Source organism: Variovorax sp. V35 (genome assembly GCF_041154465.1).
Lineage (GTDB): Bacteria > Pseudomonadota > Gammaproteobacteria > Burkholderiales > Burkholderiaceae_C > Variovorax > Variovorax boronicumulans.
In genome coordinates this window covers 5,999,239-6,015,292 of sequence record NZ_AP028666.1, presented here as the reverse complement: position 1 = coordinate 6,015,292, position 16,054 = coordinate 5,999,239, and the positions used below count along the sequence as shown (strand labels likewise).

At 68.4% G+C, this 16,054-nt stretch carries 20 protein-coding genes; 14 read left to right on the top strand and 6 right to left on the bottom strand.

The features are described from left to right. Positions 1-5 precede the first annotated feature (5 nt). A complete protein-coding gene (gene kefC / locus ACAM42_RS27725; protein ID WP_070061960.1) occupies positions 6-1,868 on the bottom strand; it encodes a glutathione-regulated potassium-efflux system protein KefC in 1,863 nt (620 codons plus the stop codon). 2 nt (positions 1,869-1,870) lie between these two features. Continuing rightward, the gene (locus ACAM42_RS27720) at positions 1,871-2,596 is read right to left on the bottom strand and encodes an NAD(P)H-dependent oxidoreductase (RefSeq protein ID WP_369630069.1); all 726 of its coding nucleotides are present in this window, start codon (positions 2,594-2,596) and stop codon (positions 1,871-1,873) included. Positions 2,597-2,688: 92 nt separating this feature from the next. Here ACAM42_RS27720 and ACAM42_RS27715 point away from each other — a divergent pair, with 92 nt between their 5' ends. Both ACAM42_RS27715 and ACAM42_RS27710 read left to right on the top strand, forming a co-directional pair. After that, positions 2,689-3,309, top strand: a complete 621-nt coding sequence (locus ACAM42_RS27715; RefSeq protein ID WP_369630068.1) for an AAA family ATPase — start codon at positions 2,689-2,691, stop codon at positions 3,307-3,309. 71 nt (positions 3,310-3,380) lie between these two features. Continuing rightward, the gene (locus ACAM42_RS27710) at positions 3,381-3,851 is read left to right on the top strand and encodes a MaoC family dehydratase (protein ID WP_099792714.1); all 471 of its coding nucleotides are present in this window, start codon (positions 3,381-3,383) and stop codon (positions 3,849-3,851) included. Between the two features lie 25 nt (positions 3,852-3,876). Here ACAM42_RS27710 and ACAM42_RS27705 read toward each other — a convergent pair whose 3' ends face one another. The 3 genes from ACAM42_RS27705 to ACAM42_RS27695 all read right to left on the bottom strand — a co-directional run bounded on the left by ACAM42_RS27705 (position 3,877) and on the right by ACAM42_RS27695 (position 5,493). Further along, positions 3,877-4,167, bottom strand: coding sequence for a DUF4148 domain-containing protein (locus ACAM42_RS27705; RefSeq protein ID WP_095746696.1), 291 nt, complete (start codon positions 4,165-4,167; stop codon positions 3,877-3,879). A 116-nt stretch (positions 4,168-4,283) separates the two neighbouring features. Next, positions 4,284-4,745, bottom strand: a complete 462-nt coding sequence (gene trmL / locus ACAM42_RS27700) for a tRNA (uridine(34)/cytosine(34)/5-carboxymethylaminomethyluridine(34)-2'-O)-methyltransferase TrmL (protein ID WP_095746695.1) — start codon at positions 4,743-4,745, stop codon at positions 4,284-4,286. 31 nt (positions 4,746-4,776) lie between these two features. Next, complete coding sequence (locus tag ACAM42_RS27695; RefSeq protein WP_369630067.1) at positions 4,777-5,493, bottom strand: ComF family protein; 717 nt, start codon at positions 5,491-5,493, stop codon at positions 4,777-4,779. 22 nt (positions 5,494-5,515) lie between these two features. On the opposite strand from ACAM42_RS27695, the gene ACAM42_RS27690 reads away from it, so the two are divergent. From ACAM42_RS27690 to ACAM42_RS27655, 8 genes are all read left to right on the top strand, one after another. Further along, entirely contained in the window at positions 5,516-6,430 is a 915-nt protein-coding gene (locus ACAM42_RS27690) for a trans-aconitate 2-methyltransferase (RefSeq protein WP_062481352.1), read from the top strand. A 163-nt stretch (positions 6,431-6,593) separates the two neighbouring features. Beyond that, positions 6,594-7,070 (top strand): DUF2244 domain-containing protein, encoded by a 477-nt coding sequence (locus ACAM42_RS27685; RefSeq protein WP_056578078.1) that lies wholly within the window; start codon positions 6,594-6,596, stop codon positions 7,068-7,070. Between the two features lie 59 nt (positions 7,071-7,129). Further along, a complete protein-coding gene (gene coxB, locus ACAM42_RS27680) occupies positions 7,130-8,308 on the top strand; it encodes a cytochrome c oxidase subunit II (protein WP_062481354.1) in 1,179 nt (392 codons plus the stop codon). Positions 8,309-8,351: 43 nt separating this feature from the next. Further along, entirely contained in the window at positions 8,352-9,989 is a 1,638-nt protein-coding gene (ctaD, locus tag ACAM42_RS27675; protein ID WP_369630066.1) for a cytochrome c oxidase subunit I, read from the top strand. Positions 9,990-10,029: 40 nt separating this feature from the next. Beyond that, positions 10,030-10,146, top strand: coding sequence for a cytochrome oxidase small assembly protein (locus tag ACAM42_RS27670; protein ID WP_217493469.1), 117 nt, complete (start codon positions 10,030-10,032; stop codon positions 10,144-10,146). A gap of 37 nt (positions 10,147-10,183) precedes the next feature. Beyond that, on the top strand, positions 10,184-10,813 hold the full coding sequence (locus tag ACAM42_RS27665) for a cytochrome c oxidase assembly protein (RefSeq protein ID WP_095950886.1): 630 nt from the start codon (positions 10,184-10,186) through the stop codon (positions 10,811-10,813). 53 nt (positions 10,814-10,866) lie between these two features. Then, on the top strand, positions 10,867-11,034 hold the full coding sequence (locus ACAM42_RS27660) for a DUF2970 domain-containing protein (RefSeq protein ID WP_082818316.1): 168 nt from the start codon (positions 10,867-10,869) through the stop codon (positions 11,032-11,034). 83 nt (positions 11,035-11,117) lie between these two features. Next, on the top strand, positions 11,118-11,999 hold the full coding sequence (locus tag ACAM42_RS27655; RefSeq protein ID WP_062481365.1) for a cytochrome c oxidase subunit 3: 882 nt from the start codon (positions 11,118-11,120) through the stop codon (positions 11,997-11,999). Between the two features lie 80 nt (positions 12,000-12,079). On the opposite strand, the gene ACAM42_RS27650 is transcribed toward ACAM42_RS27655, so the two are convergent. Next, on the bottom strand, positions 12,080-12,310 hold the full coding sequence (locus ACAM42_RS27650) for a twin transmembrane helix small protein (RefSeq protein WP_062481367.1): 231 nt from the start codon (positions 12,308-12,310) through the stop codon (positions 12,080-12,082). 81 nt (positions 12,311-12,391) lie between these two features. On the opposite strand from ACAM42_RS27650, the gene ACAM42_RS27645 reads away from it, so the two are divergent. The 4 genes from ACAM42_RS27645 to cyoE are packed head-to-tail and all read left to right on the top strand — an operon-like array spanning position 12,392 to position 16,039. Further along, complete coding sequence (locus ACAM42_RS27645; RefSeq protein WP_369632811.1) at positions 12,392-13,222, top strand: SURF1 family protein; 831 nt, start codon at positions 12,392-12,394, stop codon at positions 13,220-13,222. Beyond that, positions 13,206-13,889 (top strand): hypothetical protein, encoded by a 684-nt coding sequence (locus tag ACAM42_RS27640; RefSeq protein ID WP_159275428.1) that lies wholly within the window; start codon positions 13,206-13,208, stop codon positions 13,887-13,889. Before ACAM42_RS27645 ends, ACAM42_RS27640 begins: the two co-directional genes overlap by 17 nt. Before the next feature lie 24 nt (positions 13,890-13,913). Next, positions 13,914-15,137 carry a heme A synthase gene (locus tag ACAM42_RS27635; protein WP_369630065.1) on the top strand — a complete coding sequence of 408 codons (1,224 nt, stop codon included), beginning with the start codon at positions 13,914-13,916 and terminating at the stop codon, positions 15,135-15,137. Continuing rightward, complete coding sequence (gene cyoE, locus ACAM42_RS27630; protein WP_159272988.1) at positions 15,134-16,039, top strand: heme o synthase; 906 nt, start codon at positions 15,134-15,136, stop codon at positions 16,037-16,039. The genes ACAM42_RS27635 and cyoE overlap by 4 nt, the downstream gene beginning before the upstream one ends. Positions 16,040-16,054: the final 15 nt, after the last annotated feature.

The following is a 16,054-nucleotide window of genomic DNA, read 5'->3' as shown; positions in this document are numbered from 1 at the left end:
GGGCCTCAGGGCGCCTTCGCTTCGCCCGCTGGTTCGTCTTCGCCGAGCCGGTCCCAGTCCTGGCCCGAGCGCAGCTTGCGCTCCTCGCGCTCGCGGGCCATCTGTTCCTCGAACTGCTGGCGGCCCGCCTTGTTGGCGGCGATCAGCTTGGCGCGGTCCTTGTAGTGCGGGTAGATCTCGTCGCTGAGCTTGAGGTTTCGCTGGCGGAAACGCATCGACGCCTCGCGCGCCTCGGCCGCCGGCCAGCCCAGCGCCTCCAGCGCCGAGCGCGCGCTGCGCAGCGACGACTCGAACACCTCGCGCTCGATGTCCTGCACGCCGCGGTCGCGCAGCTGGAACAGGTGGGTCACGTTGCGTGCGCGCGCAATGATGCGCGCCTGCGGGAAGTTCTCGCGCACCAGGTCGACGATGTCCAGCGACTGCTCGATGTCGTCCACCGCCACCACGATGGCGCGCGCCGTGCCCGCGCCGGCGGTGCGTAGCAGGTCCAGCCGCGTGGCGTCGCCGTAGAACACCCGGAAGCCGAACTGGCGCAGGCCTTCGACGGTGTCGGCGTCGTGGTCGAGCACCGTCACGCGCAGGCCCTGCGACATCAGCAGGCGACCGACGATCTGGCCGTAGCGGCCGAAGCCGCAGATCAGCACCTTGGCGTCCTGCTGCTCCGAGATTTCCTCCAGCTGCGGCCCGCCCGCGTGGCTGTAGCGCGGCAGCACGAACTTGTCGAGCAACACCAGCAAGAGCGGCGACAGCAGCATCGACAGCGCCACCGCGCCGATCAGCAGCGAGGTGGTCTGCGGCGGCAGCACGTCGGGCCCGGCGGCCTGGAACACCACGAAGGCGAACTCGCCGCCCTGCGCCAGCAGCAGCGTGAACACCGGCCGCTCCTGGTAGGCCAGGCCCATGGCCTTGGCCAGTGCGTAGATCACCACCAGCTTGATGACCAGGAAGCTCACCACCAGCAAGGCCATGACCCCCGGGTTGGCCAGCAGCACGCCGAAGTTGATCGACATGCCCACCGCGATGAAGAACAGCCCGAGCAGCAGGCCCTTGAAGGGCTCGATATCGGTCTCGAGCTCGCGCCGGTACTCGCTTTCGGCCAGCAGCACGCCGGCAAGGAAGGCACCCAGCGCCATCGACAGCCCGACGAACTGCATCAGCGCCGCGATGGCCACCACCAGCAGCAGCGCGGCGGCGGTGAAGATCTCGGGCGTGTCGCTGCGCGCGATCCAGCGCAGGATCGGGCGCAGCAGCAGCCGGCCGCCGAGGATGATGCCGGCGATCACGCCGACGATCTTCAGCGCCTCGAGCGCGCGGTCCAGGCCGCTCACGGCCTGCTCGGCCGCCGTGGCACCGGCCAGCAGCGGCAGCAGCGCAAGGATCGGGATCGCCGCCACGTCCTGGAACAGCAGGATCGAGAAGCCGGCCTGGCCGCTGGGCGTCTTCAGCAGGTTGCGTTCGCCGAACACCTGCAGCGCGATGGCGGTGGACGACAGCGCCAGCCCGAGGGCGGCCACCAGCGCCACGCGCCACGGCGCGCCCACGGCCCAGCCGACGGCGAACAGCACCGCCGCGCAGCTGAGCACCTGCGCCGACCCCCAGCCGAAGATCGGGCGGCGCAGGCTCCACAGGCGCTTGGGCTCGAGCTCGAGGCCCACGAGGAACAGCATCAGCACCACGCCGAACTCGGCGAAATGCAGCACGTCTTCGACGCTGGACACGAGGCCCAGGCCCCAGGGGCCGATGGCGATGCCGGCCACGAGGTAGCCGATGATCGAGCCCAGGCCCAGGGCCTTGGACAGCGGCACCACCAGCACGGCGGCGCTCAGGTAGATCAGGCTGCTGGTCAGCCAGGCGGGTGCGTGTTCCATGCTCAGGCCGCCTTGTGGGTGCTGTTGCTGCCGTTGGCGACGGCCAGGCCGTGCGTCATCGCGCTGTGGAACGCGCCGGCCATCACCTGGCCCACGTCGTCGGATTCGGCGGGGCGGTCGGTCTCGGGCACCGGGCAGGCGATGCAGGCGTCGAGCTCGTCCATCTCCGGCCACACCGGGTAGCTTTCCAGGCGTTGCACGAACACCTCGACATGCGCGGCCACCTCGGCCTCGCTGGCGCGGCGGGCGCCATGCAGCAGCAGCGGCGGCAGGAAGCGCATGCCGCACAGCGCGGCGGTCTGCTCGTAGGGCGGCAGGAAGGCGTCGAAGAAGTAGCGGTTGTAGCTTTGCGGGTGGTAGCTCGGCTCGGGGCCGCCGGTGGTGGCGACCAGCCAGCAGTCCTTGCCCTGCAGCGCGGTGCCGCCGGGGCCGTAGGCCCAGCCGTAGCCCAGCACGTCGTCGACCCAGAGCTTTTGCAGGGGCGGCATCGAGTACCACTGGATCGGGTGCAGCAGTACCACCAGGTCCGCGCGCGCCAGCCGCTCGCGTTCGACCTCGACGTCGATGGCGAAATCGGGGTAGCTGCCGTACAGGTCGTTCACCTCGGCGCCGGGCACGCGCTGCGCCGCGGCGAACAGCCGGCGGTTCACGCGCGAGTCGCGCCAGTGGGGGTGGGCCGCCAGCACATAGATGCTGGCGGGGTTCTCCGTGGATGTTGTTGTCGTCATGTGGCGAACATAACGCAGACGGCCCGCCGTCGCCGACGCGCAACCCGGGGCGACTACCATCCAGCCCTGTTCCCGTTCTGGAGGAGATCCTCATGCCGGTGGTTCTGGTCGCCAATCCCAAGGGAGGCGTGGGCAAGTCGACGATTGCAACGAACATCGCGGGCTACTTCGCGAGCCGCGGCCATGCCGTGATGCTCGGCGACGTGGACCGCCAGCAGTCCTCGCGGCTGTGGCTCGGCCTGCGCCCGCCGCAGGCCCGCCCCATCGTCACCTGGGAAGCCACCGGCGACAGCACCGTGGTGCGCCCGCCGCGCGGCACCACGCATGCGGTGCTCGACACGCCCGCCGGCCTGCACGGCTGGCGTTTCAAGGAGGTGCTGGCGCTGGCCGACCGCGTGATCGTGCCGCTGCAGCCGAGCATCTTCGACATCTACGCCACGCGCGATTTCCTCGACCGCCTGCTGGAAAGCCGCCGCGCCGAGAAGACCCGCATCGGCCTGGTCGGCATGCGCGTGAACGCCCGCACGCTGGCGGCCGACCGGCTGCACGAGTTCATCGCCGGGCTGGGCGTGCCCGTGCTGGGCGAGCTGCGCGACACGCAGAACTATGTTCAGCTGGCCGCGCGCGGGCTCACGCTGTTCGACATCGCGCCGGGCCGCGTGCAGCGCGACCTAGACCAGTGGGCGCCGATCTGCGAATGGCTCGACGCCTGAACTGACCCCGGATTTCCCTGATCCCCGGTTGTCGCAAGTCCGACAGCCAGCCTTGTGCCCTTGGCACCAGAATGCCCCGCATGACCAAAAAGACATTCCAGACCCTTCAGGATCTCGCCGCCTGCGTCGGCCAGGAAGTCGCCGTGAGCGACTGGATCAGCGTGACGCAGCAGCAGGTCAACCAGTTCGCCGAGGCGACGGGCGACCACCAGTGGATCCACGTCGATGTGGAGCGGGCCAAGTCTGGCCCCTTCGGCGCGCCGATCGCGCACGGGTTTCTCACCTTGTCGTTGCTGCCGAAGTTCTTCGAGACGGCCATCGACGTGGTCGAGTCGCGCATGGGCGTGAACTACGGCCTGAACCGCGTGCGCTTCATGTCGCCGGTGCCGGTGGGCCAGCGCCTGCGCGCGCGCATGAAGCTGCTGAGCGCCGAGCCGATTCCCAACGACGGCCTGCAGATGACCTGGGAAACCACCATCGAACTCGAAGGCGCCGCCAAGCCGGCGTGCGTCGCCGAGTCGGTGGTGCGCCGTTTTCCCTGAGCGGACTTTTTCTTCTTCTCTCTACTTACATCCGGCGGTCGGTGACCTCGCCGTAGGTGGCCGCGCCCTGCCGGGTGATGCCGACGGCGCTCGCGCGCACCGCCGCGCGGTCGACGTTGCCCGCGGTCGGGCGGGCCACGCCGGTGCCGCCGTTGCTGATCTGCAGCGGCTGCAGGGCTTGCTGCTGGACCTGGGCGCGCGTCAGCGACGACTGGAAGGGCGCGGGCGGCAGCGGGTTCTGCTCGCCCTGGAAAGCATGGGCGCCGCCGGCGCAGGCGAGGGCGGCGATCGTGATCAGGCGCAGGGTGGTGTGCATGGTGGGACTCCTTGGCAGTCAGCGTTGAGGGGGCGGATGCCGGTGCGAATCACCGGCATGCCTTCCCATACGCCGCGCAGCACCGATCGGATGTGCCCCTGCCGCGCGAAGGGCTGTCAGGCGAAACCGTTTTGCCGCCAGGCCTCGAACACCGTGACCGCCACCGCGTTCGACAGATTCAGGCTGCGCTGGCCGGCACGCATCGGCAGCCGCAGGCGCTGCGCCTCGGCAAAGCCGTCGCGGATCGGCGGCGGCAGGCCGGCGGTTTCCGAGCCGAACACCAGCCAGTCGCCGGGCTGGAAGCGCACGTCGTGCACGGCGCGGGTGCCGCGCGTGGTCAGCGCGAACATGCGCTCGGCCGGCGGCTGCTGCGTGGCCAGCAGCGCGGCCCAGTCGGCGTGGCGCTTGACCTCGGCGTACTCGTGGTAGTCGAGCCCGGCGCGGCGCAGCAGGCGGTCGTCCATCGAAAAGCCGAGCGGCTCCACCAGGTGCAGCGTGCAGCCGGTGTTGGCCGCGAGCCGGATCACGTTGCCGGTGTTCGGCGGAATTTCGGGGTGGACCAGGACGATATGGAACATGCGCCGATTGTCGCGGGCGCCGTCGATGGCTTCAGCGCGGCGGGTCGGTCCGCGCCAGCACCACGCCGGTGATGTGCGCCGCACCCGCCAGGCGCAAGGTGGCGGCCGCGGCGAACAGCGAGGCGCCACTGGTCATCACGTCGTCCACCAGCACCACGCGCCGCCCCCGCAGGCCGTCGGCGCGCAGCGGTTCCACGGCGAAGGCGCCGCGCAGGTTGCGCAGCCGGTCGGCGCGCGGCAGGCCGCTCTGCGCGGGCGTGTCGCGCGTGCGCAGCAGCAGGGTGGCGTCGGTCTTGGCCGGTGCCAGCCGGCGCGCGAGCTCGTGCGCCTGGTTGAAGCCGCGCTCGGCCAGGCGTCCGGGCGCCAGCGGCATCGGCAGCACGAGGTCGCACTGTTCCAGCGCTGGCTCCACCCACGGCGCGCTGCGCAGCAGGGTGGCCAGCGGGCCGGCCCAGCCCGCCTCGCCGCGAAACTTGAACTGGGCGATGCAGTCGGGCCACGGCCACGCGTAGGTGCAGGCGGTGAGGCAGGCGTCGAGCGGCGGCGGGTGTTGGATGCATTCGCCGCAGCGCGCCACGCCCTCGGGCATCGGCAGTGCGCAGCCGCCGCAGCGCGGGGTCGGCGGCGCGAAGCGGGCCACGCAGGCGTCGCACACGCGCTGCGCCGGCCAGGCGCGGCAGACCTCGCACTGGCTGGGCAGCCGCGCGAGCAGCGAGGTGAAAGGCCTCAGGGCCCGGCGGTTGTACATGCCTCAATATACTCACGGCCCCATGGCCACCGACCCCGCAAGAAGACCGCCGACCATCGATCCCACGGCGGCCGACCGCTGGCGCCGGCTCGCGCCCGCCGAGGGCTCGCCCTGGCTGCACGAGGAAATCGGCCGCCGGATGGAAGACCGGCTGCAATGGATCAAGGCCCAGCCCCGCACCTGGGCCGACTGGTCGCCGCTGCGCGGCGGCCTCGAAGCCCACGCGCTGCTGGCCCGCCGCTACCGCGACGCCGAAGCCTTCGTCATCGAATCCGAACCCGCATTGGCCGACCGGACCGGCGAGGCGCTGACCGCGCCCTGGTGGAGCGCGCGCCGCTGGCAGGGCGGCAAGGCCCGCTTCGACGCAACGCCCGAAGACGGCGTCGACCTGCTCTGGGCCAACATGTCGCTGCACATGGCGGCCGACCCCGAGGCGCTGATCGCGCAGTGGCACCGGCTGGTCGCGACCAACGGCTTCCTGATGTTCTCCTGCCTGGGCCCGGACACCGTGCGCGAGCTGCGCGCCCTGCACGCCCGGCTCGGCTGGCCCGCCGCCGGCCATGAATACACCGACATGCACGACTGGGGCGACATGCTCGTGCATGCCGGCTTCGCCGAGCCGGTGATGGACATGGAGCGCATCGTGCTCACCTGGGCCACCCCCGAGGCCGCCCTGGCCGAGCTGCGCACCTTGGGGCGCAACCTGCATCCGGCGCGCTTTCCCGCACTGCGCGGCAAGGCCTGGCACCGCGCGCTCAAGCAGGCCCTGCCCGAACTGGCGCCGGCCGCGGAAGGCGAGGGCCGCATCGCGCTGACCTTCGAGGTCATCTACGGTCACGCCTTCAAGCCGACGCCGCGCGTCGCGCTGTCGCCCGAGAGTGCGGTCTCGCTGCGCGAGATGCGATCGATGCTCCAGCGCGGCCGCCCTGGCGCCTGAGCGACCCGGCAGCCCTCATTCGGTGCGCGGGGCTCGCGCTCTACCCGCTACAATCCGCCGTTGCGTGAAACTCGCGGGTATTGTCCCGTGATCGAGGGGTGTCGGATCCTGTTTGTACGAGGGGTTTGGCCACCATCGACGCACCGATTTGCTGAACTCGCCCGTGTCGAATTCCGTGTTTCGTTTTGCCACCGTCTCAGGCCAGAACATCCACTGGTTCCTGAAACGCAATTGCTCGGTGACGCCGAGCCAGCTGGGCTGGCTCTACGCCTCGCTGTGCGTGGTATCTCTGGGAACGGGCATGGTGTTCTGGCTGCACGGTGCGCCGCTGGTATTGCCATTCGCCTGGCTCGAACTGGCCGCGGTGGGCTTTGCGTTCATGATGTACGCGCGGCATGCCACCGATGGCGAACGGATCGCGCTGCAGGGCGGGCGCCTCGTCGTGGAGCTCGAGAACGGTGGGCACTACGAACGCACGGAATTTCTTCCGCACCAGGTGCGGATCGAACCGCAGACCGGCGATCGTTCGCTGATCGAGGTCTCGGGGCAAGGTCGATCGGTCAGGGTGGGGCGCTATGTACGCCCGGAGTTGCGAGCCGCACTGGCGCGCGAGATTCGCATGGCGTTGCGTGGCGCCTGAGGGGGCTCGCGCGGTGCTGCACGGTTGGGTTTTCGAAAAATTGAAGAAACGTGAACACGATGAAGAGCATTTGGCGCAATAAGTACAGGCCGGCGAATCTGTTGCTGGCGGCCGGCGCGGCGTTCAGCAACGCGGCGCACGCAGTCAACGATCTGCCCGGCGGCCCCGCGGTGCGCCAGCTGAATCTTCCGGTCGGCGTGACCAAGATCGCGCAGGAGCAGCATCTGCTCCACACGATCATGATGATCATCTGCACGGTCATCTTCGTCGCCGTGTTCGCGGTGATGTTCTATTCCATCTGGAAGCACCGCAAGTCGGTGGGCCACAAGGCCGCGAACTTCCATGAATCGGTGGTGGTCGAGGTCATCTGGACCATCGTGCCCTTCCTCATCGTGATCGTGATGGCGCTGCCCGCCACCAAGGTGCTCGTGGCCCAGAAGGACACCACGAACGCCGACCTCACGATCAAGACCACGGGCTACCAGTGGAAGTGGGGCTACGACTACCTGAACGGCGAAGGTGAGGGCCTGGCCTTCATCTCCACGCTGGACAGCTCGCAGCGCGCCATGTCCGACGCCGGTGCCAAGGGCGCCATGCCCGACGACTACCTGCTCAAGGTCGACAACCCGATGGTCGTGCCGGTGCAGAAGAAGGTCCGCATCATCACCACCGCGAACGACGTGATCCACGCCTTCGCCGTGCCGCAGCTGGGCCTCAAGCAGGACGCCATTCCCGGCTTCGTGCGCGACACCTGGTTCCGCGCCGAGACCGTGGGCGACTACTACGGCCAGTGCCAGGAACTGTGTGGCAAGGAACACGCCTACATGCCGATCCACGTGAAGGTGCTGTCGGCTGCCGACTACACCGCCTGGGTCGCCACCAAGCGCAAGGAAGCCGCCGCCAAGCTCGACGACCCGACCAAGGTCTGGACGCTGCCCGACATGCTGGCACGCGGCGAGAAGGTCTACGCCGCCAACTGCGCGGCCTGCCACCAGGCCAACGGCAAGGGCGCAGGCCCGATCAAGCCGCTCGACGGCGCAGCCAAGGTGACCGATTCCGACCACAAGGTGCAGCTGCTGGTGCTGCTCAATGGCCAGAACAACGGTGCCATGCCTGCCTGGAAGCAGCTGAGCGACACCGACCTCGCGGCCGTGGCCACGTACACCAAGAACAGCTGGTCGAACAAGACGGGCCAGCTGGTGCAACCGGCTGAAGTGCTGGCCCTGCGCGGCAAGTGATCTGACGGCGCCCCGCGAAGAAGAAATTGCAAGGAACAACGACATGAGCGCAGTCCTCGACCCCCACGGTCACGCCCCCGGCGGCCACGCACACGACGAGCATCACGATCACCACGCGCCCACCGGCTGGCGCCGCTGGGTGTTCGCGACCAACCACAAGGACATCGGCACGCTCTACCTGCTGTTCAGCTTCACGATGCTGATGATCGGCGGCGTGCTCGCCCTGCTGATCCGCGCCGAGCTGTTCCAGCCCGGCCTGCAGCTGGTGAACCCCGAGCTGTTCAACCAGTTCACCACCATGCACGGCCTGATCATGGTGTTCGGCGCGATCATGCCGGCCTTCGTGGGCTTCGCGAACTGGATGATCCCGCTGCAGATCGGCGCGTCCGACATGGCGTTCGCGCGCATGAACAACTTCAGCTTCTGGCTGCTGATCCCGGCGGCCATCATGCTGGCGGGTTCGTTCTTCATGCCCGGCGGCGCGCCCGCGGCCGGCTGGACGCTGTACGCCCCGCTCACGCTGCAGATGGGCCCCTCGATGGACGCCGGCATCTTCGCGATGCACATCATGGGCGCCTCGTCGATCATGGGTTCGATCAACATCATCGTCACCATCCTCAACATGCGCGCCCCCGGCATGACGCTGATGAAGATGCCGATGTTCTGCTGGACCTGGCTCATCACCGCCTATCTGCTGATCGCCGTGATGCCCGTGCTCGCAGGCGCCATCACAATGACGCTGACCGACCGCCACTTCGGCACCAGCTTCTTCAACCCCGCCGGCGGCGGCGACCCGGTGATGTACCAGCACATCTTCTGGTTCTTCGGCCACCCCGAGGTCTACATCATGATCTTGCCGGCCTTCGGCATCATCAGCCAGGTGGTCCCGGCCTTCGCCCGCAAGAAGCTCTTCGGTTACGCCTCGATGGTGTACGCCACCTCGTCGATCGCCATCCTGTCGTTCATCGTGTGGGCCCACCACATGTTCACGACCGGCATGCCGCTCACGGGCCAGCTGTTCTTCATGTACGCGACCATGCTGATCGCCGTGCCCACGGCCGTGAAGATCTTCAACTGGATCGCCACGATGTGGCAGGGCTCGATGACCTTCGAGACGCCCATGCTGTTCGCGGTCGGCTTCATCTTCGTGTTCACGATGGGCGGCTTCACCGGCCTGATCCTCGCGGTCGCACCGATCGACACGCAGCTGCAGGACACGTATTACGTGGTGGCCCACTTCCACTACGTGCTGGTGGCCGGCTCGCTGTTCGCCATGTTCTCGGGCTTCTACTACTGGGCGCCCAAGTGGACCGGCGTGATGTACAACGAAACGCGCGGCAAGGTCCACTTCTGGTGGTCGCTGATCTCGTTCAACGTCACCTTCTTCCCGATGCACTTCCTGGGTCTGGCCGGCATGCCGCGTCGCTACGCCGACTACCCCATGCAGTTCGCCGACTTCAACGCCATCGCCTCGGTGGGTGCGTTCTTCTTCGGCTTCGCTCAGGTCTACTTCTTCCTGTTCATCGTGCTGCCTTCGATGCGCGGCAAGGGTGAAGCAGCGGCCCAGAAGCCCTGGGAAGCGGCCGAAGGCCTCGAGTGGGAAGTGCCGTCGCCGGCCCCGTTCCACACCTTCGAGAACCCGCCCAAGCTCGACGTGACCGCCACCAAGGTGATCGGCTGATCACCCGCGCACGCCGGACAAGCACAACGACCGCACGACGATGACGACGCCTGAACAAAGAAAGAACAACCGACGCATGGGGCTCACGCTGGCCTCCATCGCGGTGATCTTCTTCATCGGCTTCATCGTCCGCATGGTCTGGTTCAGCGGTCGCTGACCGCGCCGCATCGCACCCCCCGAACGGAAGCAACAGCATGAGCCTCGGTCAACGCATCCGCCGCGCCAATGTCCGCATGGTCGGCAAGCTGGCCGTCGTGACCTGCGGCATGTTCGCCTTCGGCTATGCGCTGGTGCCGATGTACCGCGCCATCTGCGAGATGACCGGCATCAACATCCTCGCGCTCTCCGAGCTCCAGGTGCCGGGCGGCGCCAGCGGCGCCAAGAACGTGCGCGTGCCGGACAACACGCAGGTCGACATGACCCGTACGATCAAGGTCGAGTTCGACTCCAACGTGCGCGGTGGCCTCTGGGACTTCAAGCCGGCCGAGCGCTTCATCGAAGTGCACCCGGGCCAACTGAACACGGTGATGTACGAGTTCCAGAACACGCAGAACCGCCGCATGGCCGCACAGGCCATCCCGAGCTACGCACCGCAGCAGGCAGCGGCGCACTTCAACAAGCTCGAGTGCTTCTGCTTCAACCAGTACACGCTCGACGCGGGCGAGAAGAAGCAGTGGCCGGTCGCCTTCGTGATCGATCCGAAGATCTCGAAGGACGTCAAGACCATCACACTGTCGTACACCTTCTTCGAGGTGGGCGGCAAGACGCCTCCGGCCCCGGTGGCCGCCGTTTCGCATGTTGTCGCCGATGAGCCGCGCTCGTGACCTCGTCGTTGCCGCCCGAAGCCCCGCGCCGCAAGCCCACGCTGTGGGACACGATGAAGGCGGTGGGCTGGTCGTTCTTCGGGGTGCGCCGCAACAGCGCCTACAAGGAAGACCTGGGCAAGCTCAATCCGCTGCACGTCATCGTGGTGGCGTTTGCCGCAGTGATCGTCTTCGTGGTCGGGCTGGTGCTGCTGGTGCGGCATGTGGTCGCGGCCGCCTGAGCGCTGCCTGCTGAGCCGAAGACAAAAAAACCACGATCTCCAGAATCATTGAATCGAGAGAAGAAAGAAAGCCAGGAGCTGATATGAGTTCAACCACCCACGGCACCACGCCCTACTACTTCGTGCCCGGACCCTCGGCCTACCCGGTCGTGTCCGCGATCGGCTTGTTCTTCGTGATCCTCGGCGCGGGGCAATGGATCAACAGCCACCAGTGGGGCGCCTGGTCGCTGCTGCTGGGCATGGTGATCTGGCTCGGCACGCTCTTCGTGTGGTTCCGCGCTGCCGTCGGCGAGAGCGAGAGCGGCCAGTACGGCCACAAGATCGACCTCTCGTACCGCTGGAGCATGAGCTGGTTCATCTTCTCGGAAGTGATGTTCTTCGGCGCCTTCTTCACGGCGCTGTGGTGGGCCCGCACCCACGCGCTGCCGACGCTCGGCAGCCTGGACAACGCGATCCTCTGGCCCGACTTCAAGGCCGTGTGGCCCAGCGTCGCCGCCGGCGTGACCGGTTCGCCGGCCGGCATCATCGAGCCCTTCCAGACCGTCGGCCCGTTCTGGCTGCCGACCATCAACACCGCGCTGCTGCTGAGCTCGGGCGTGACGCTGACCATCGCCCACCACGCGCTGCGCGCCGACCACCGCGCCCAGTGCATCCGCTTCATGTGGCTCACCGTGCTGCTGGGCGTGATCTTCTTGGGCGTGCAGGGCTACGAGTACTTCCACCTGTACACCGAACTGAACCTGAAGCTCAGCTCGGGCACCTACGGTTCGACCTTCTTCATGCTGACCGGCTTCCACGGCCTGCACGTGTTCATCGGCATGCTGATGCTGCTGTTCATCACGCTGCGCCTGCAGAAGGGCCACTTCACGGCTGAGCGCCACTTCGGCTTCGAAGGCGCTGCGTGGTACTGGCACTTCGTGGACGTGGTCTGGCTGGGCCTGTACGTGCTGGTCTATTGGCTTTGAGCGAAGAACCTCACGGCATTCCAGAAAAAAGGCGCCGTAAGGCGCCTTTTTCATGGTTCTCGTGGAACGAGCACCATCTGTTACTTCCCGAGCGGGAGCCCGGTGGGCTGGATGTAGCCGAGTTTCCAGGCCAGCAGCATGCACAGGAACAAAAAGACCGACAGGCCGATCCGAAAGGTGAGGGCGCGGGCCATGCCGCCGCGCTTGTTCTGCCCGTCGCGACCGTCCTTCAGCATGAAGTAGAGCGCGAAAGCGAGGCTCGCGAAGATGCCCAGAAAGATCAGGGCGACGAAATATTTCATGACCCGCATTATCGGCCGCACGCCCCGTCCGCTCCAGTGACCCTCGAGCCTTCCGAGCCTCTCGTTTCCTCTGCCACGCCGCGCCGCCGCGTGGGCCGGGGCCGTTTCCTGGTCGTGACGCTGGCGGCCGTGCTGGCGCTGGCCGCCACCGTGTCGCTGGGCCGCTGGCAGCTGTCGCGCGCCGCGCAGAAAGAAGCGCTGCAAGCCCGCATCGATGCGCAAAAGCAGAAAGCCCCGCTGTTCCAGGCCGAGTTCCTGGCGCTGGGCGAAGCAGCCGGTGAAATGCACCGGCCGGTGCGCCTGCGCGGCCTGTGGCTCACGGCGCAGACGGTCTACCTGGACAACCGCCAGATGCACGGCACGCCGGGCTTCTACGTGCTGACACCGTTCGCGCTCGAAGGCAGCGAGCAGGCCGTGATGGTCCAGCGCGGCTGGGTGCAGCGCAATTTCGTCGACCGCACGCAGCTCGGTGTGGTCGAGACGCCGCCCGGCATCGTCGAGCTCACGGCGCTGATCGAGCCGCCGCCGAGCCACCTGTTCGAACTCGGCGCGAAGACTGCGGCCGCACCGGCGCCCGCGGCATCGGCTGCTGCGCCGGCCCCCTCGGCTGCTGGCGCCAGCGCTCCGGCACCGGGCATTCAGGGGTCTTCCCCCATCCGGCAAAATCTCGACCTGGAGGCATTCCGCGCCGAGACCCAACTGCCGCTGCGCACCGACGTGTCGCTGCAGCAGAGCGGGCCGGCGTCCGAGGGCCTGCAGCGCGACTGGCCGGCCCCGGCGTTGGGCCTGGAGAGGCACTACGGTTACGCATTCCAGTGGTTCGGCCTGTCGGCCCTCGTTGTCATCCTCTATGTCTGGTTCCAATTCATCTCCCCCTTCCGGCGCGCGCGGCGCCGCGCACGCGATGGCCGCGGCCTCTGACGAGCCGCTGGGCCTGACCGTGCACTCGATGCCGTCGCCGGGCCAGGCGCTGGACGAGGCCGAGAACCGCCGCACCGTCCACGGGCGCTGGAAGATGATCGCCGTGCTGCTGATGTGCGCGGCACCCGTGATCGCCTCGTACTTCACCTACTACGTGATCCGGCCCGAGGGGCGCAGCGTGTACGGCGAGCTGATCGATCCGCAGCACGAGATGCCCCGCCTCACGGCAACCGACCGCAGCGGCGCGCCGGTGGAGTTGGCCACGCTCAAGGGCCAGTGGCTGCTGGTGGCGGTGGCCGACGCCGCCTGCGACGCGCTGTGCGAGCAGCAGCTGTACCTGCAGCGCCAGCTGCGCGAGAGCCTGGGCCGCGAGAAAGACCGCCTCGACCGTGTCTGGCTCGTGAGCGACGCGGCACCCGTGCCCGAGCGCCTGACCAACGGCCTGCACGGCGCGACCGTGCTGCGCGTGCCGGCCGACCAACTCGCCCGCTGGCTTGCGCCCGTGCAAGGGCACGCGCTGTCCGAGCACCTCTACGTGGTCGATCCGATGGGCAACTGGATGATGCGTTTCCCGGCCCGCATGGACGCCGCCGGCGCGAGCCGCGCCAAGCGCGACATCGACCGCCTGCTGCGCGCCTCGTCGTCGTGGGACGAAGCGGGCCGCTGAGCCCGCGCGAACAACCACCGCCTCATGGACACGAGCTCCCTCTACGACCTCACGCCGATCGCCTGGATGATGGGCGCCGGCGTGCTGCTCGCGCTCGGACCGCTGGTCTGGGTGTGGCGCCGCAACGCCGGCTCCGGCCCCGCGCGGCGGTTGCATGCGCTGACCGTGCTCACGCTGTTCCTCACCTTCGACCTCACGCTGTTCGGCGCCTTCACGCGGCTCACCGATTCGGGCCTGGGCTGCCCCGACTGGCCCGGCTGCTACGGCAACGCCAGCCCGGCCGGCGCGCGCCACGAGATCGCCATGGCGCAGGCGGCCCAGCCGACCGGCCCCGTGACGCACAGCAAGGCCTGGATCGAGATGGTCCACCGCTACCTCGCGACCGGCGTCGGGGTGCTGATCCTCACGCTGGCCGGCGCCACCTGGATCGTGCGCCGCCGCCAGCGGCGCCAGCCCGCGCCGCCGGTCGACAGCGCGCACCACCACGTCGTGCTCAGCGCCTGGTGGCCCGCAGCCACACTGGTCTGGGTCTGTCTGCAAGGGGCCTTCGGCGCCATGACCGTCACCTGGAAGCTGTTCCCCGCCATCGTCACGATGCACCTGATGGGCGCCATCGTGCTGCTCGCGCTGCTGTGCATCCAGGCCGTGCGCTACCGCCAGGTGGCCGCGCAGCGCCTGCCCACGGCCGTGTCGCCCGCCCTGCGCAATGGGCTGATCGCCACGGCGCTGCTGCTGGTGCTGCAGATCGCGCTCGGCGGCTGGGTCAGCACCAACTACGCGGTGCTGGCCTGCACGCAGTTCCCGACCTGCCAGGACAGCTGGTGGCCGCCGATGAACTTCGCGCAGGGCTTCGAGATCTGGCGCCACCTCGGCGTGACCGGCGACGGCCAGCCGCTCGATTTTTCCGCCCTCACCGCCATCCACTACGTGCACCGCCTCATGGCGTATGCCGTGTTCGTGGCGCTGGGCCTGCTGGCCTGGCGCCTGCGTCGCCTCGAGGCACTGCGCGCGCAGGCGCACTGGCTGGCCGGCCTGGCGCTGTTGCAGCTGGCCACGGGCCTGGGCAACGTGCTGCTCGGCTGGCCGCTGGCCGCCGCCGTGCTCCACACCGGCGGCGCCGCGGCGCTGGCCGTGGTCCTGACCTGGGCGCTGTGCGAGAGCCGCCGCGAAAGCGCCGCCGCTGCACCGATTCCGCGCGCCGCCGACAATGCGCGCGGCACCCCCCAACCGAAGAAAGCCACCGCGTGAGCACCCCGATTCCTGTTCAGCACGCCAGCACCGCCAACGTGCTGCGCCAGTTCTACGCGCTCACCAAGCCGCGCGTGGTGCAGCTGATCGTGTTCTGCGCGCTCATCGGCATGGTGCTGGCCGTGCCCGGCCTGCCGTCGTGGGCCGACGTGCAGCGCGGCGTGCTGGCGTGCATCGGCATCTGGCTGGTGGCTGGCGCCGCCGCTGCGTTCAACTGCCTGGTCGAGAAGGGCATCGACGCCAAGATGAAGCGCACCGCCTGGCGCCCCACGGCGCGCGGGCAGCTCAGCGACATGCAGGCGCTGGTGTTCTCGGCGCTGCTGTGCGCGGCCGGCTCGGCGCTGCTGTGGTTCACGGTCAATCCGCTGACCATGTGGCTCACCTTTGCCACCTTCGTCGGCTACGCGGTGATCTACACCGTCATCCTGAAGCCGCTGACGCCGCAGAACATCGTGATCGGCGGCGCCTCGGGCGCCATGCCGCCGGTGCTGGGCTGGGCCGCCATGACGGGCGACGTCGGCCCCGAGGCGCTGATCCTGTTCCTCATCATCTTCCTGTGGACCCCGCCGCACTTCTGGGCGCTGGCGCTGTACCGCGTCGAGGACTACCGCAAGGCCGGCCTGCCGATGCTGCCCGTGACGCACGGCAACGAGTTCACGCGGCTGCAGGTGCTGCTGTACACCTTCATCCTGTTCGCGGCCTGCCTGATGCCCTTCATCTACGGCATGAGCGGCTGGCTCTACCTCGTGGTCGCCATCGGCGTGAGCATCGGCTTCACCGGCTACGCCTTCGCGCTGTGGCGCAACTACTCCGACACGCTGGCGCGCAAGACCTTCCGGTTTTCGCTCATCCACCTGAGCGTGCTGTTCGCGGCGTTGCTCGTCGACCATTACCTCCGCTGACCGGACCTCACCTGC

What these genes read in the sequence shown, in the direction of transcription:
- kefC (WP_070061960.1), bottom strand. Translation starts at nt 1,868, where the DNA reads ATGGAACACGCACCCGCCTGGCTGACCAGCAGCCTGATCTACCTGAGC.
- ACAM42_RS27720 (WP_369630069.1), bottom strand. Translation starts at nt 2,596, where the DNA reads ATGACGACAACAACATCCACGGAGAACCCCGCCAGCATCTATGTGCTG.
- ACAM42_RS27715 (WP_369630068.1), top strand. Translation starts at nt 2,689, where the DNA reads ATGCCGGTGGTTCTGGTCGCCAATCCCAAGGGAGGCGTGGGCAAGTCG.
- ACAM42_RS27710 (WP_099792714.1), top strand. Translation starts at nt 3,381, where the DNA reads ATGCCCCGCATGACCAAAAAGACATTCCAGACCCTTCAGGATCTCGCC.
- ACAM42_RS27705 (WP_095746696.1), bottom strand. Translation starts at nt 4,167, where the DNA reads ATGCACACCACCCTGCGCCTGATCACGATCGCCGCCCTCGCCTGCGCC.
- trmL (WP_095746695.1), bottom strand. Translation starts at nt 4,745, where the DNA reads ATGTTCCATATCGTCCTGGTCCACCCCGAAATTCCGCCGAACACCGGC.
- ACAM42_RS27695 (WP_369630067.1), bottom strand. Translation starts at nt 5,493, where the DNA reads ATGTACAACCGCCGGGCCCTGAGGCCTTTCACCTCGCTGCTCGCGCGG.
- ACAM42_RS27690 (WP_062481352.1), top strand. Translation starts at nt 5,516, where the DNA reads ATGGCCACCGACCCCGCAAGAAGACCGCCGACCATCGATCCCACGGCG.
- coxB (WP_062481354.1), top strand. Translation starts at nt 7,130, where the DNA reads ATGAAGAGCATTTGGCGCAATAAGTACAGGCCGGCGAATCTGTTGCTG.
- ctaD (WP_369630066.1), top strand. Translation starts at nt 8,352, where the DNA reads ATGAGCGCAGTCCTCGACCCCCACGGTCACGCCCCCGGCGGCCACGCA.
- ACAM42_RS27670 (WP_217493469.1), top strand. Translation starts at nt 10,030, where the DNA reads ATGACGACGCCTGAACAAAGAAAGAACAACCGACGCATGGGGCTCACG.
- ACAM42_RS27665 (WP_095950886.1), top strand. Translation starts at nt 10,184, where the DNA reads ATGAGCCTCGGTCAACGCATCCGCCGCGCCAATGTCCGCATGGTCGGC.
- ACAM42_RS27660 (WP_082818316.1), top strand. Translation starts at nt 10,867, where the DNA reads ATGAAGGCGGTGGGCTGGTCGTTCTTCGGGGTGCGCCGCAACAGCGCC.
- ACAM42_RS27655 (WP_062481365.1), top strand. Translation starts at nt 11,118, where the DNA reads ATGAGTTCAACCACCCACGGCACCACGCCCTACTACTTCGTGCCCGGA.
- ACAM42_RS27650 (WP_062481367.1), bottom strand. Translation starts at nt 12,310, where the DNA reads ATGCGGGTCATGAAATATTTCGTCGCCCTGATCTTTCTGGGCATCTTC.
- ACAM42_RS27640 (WP_159275428.1), top strand. Translation starts at nt 13,206, where the DNA reads ATGGCCGCGGCCTCTGACGAGCCGCTGGGCCTGACCGTGCACTCGATG.
- ACAM42_RS27635 (WP_369630065.1), top strand. Translation starts at nt 13,914, where the DNA reads ATGGACACGAGCTCCCTCTACGACCTCACGCCGATCGCCTGGATGATG.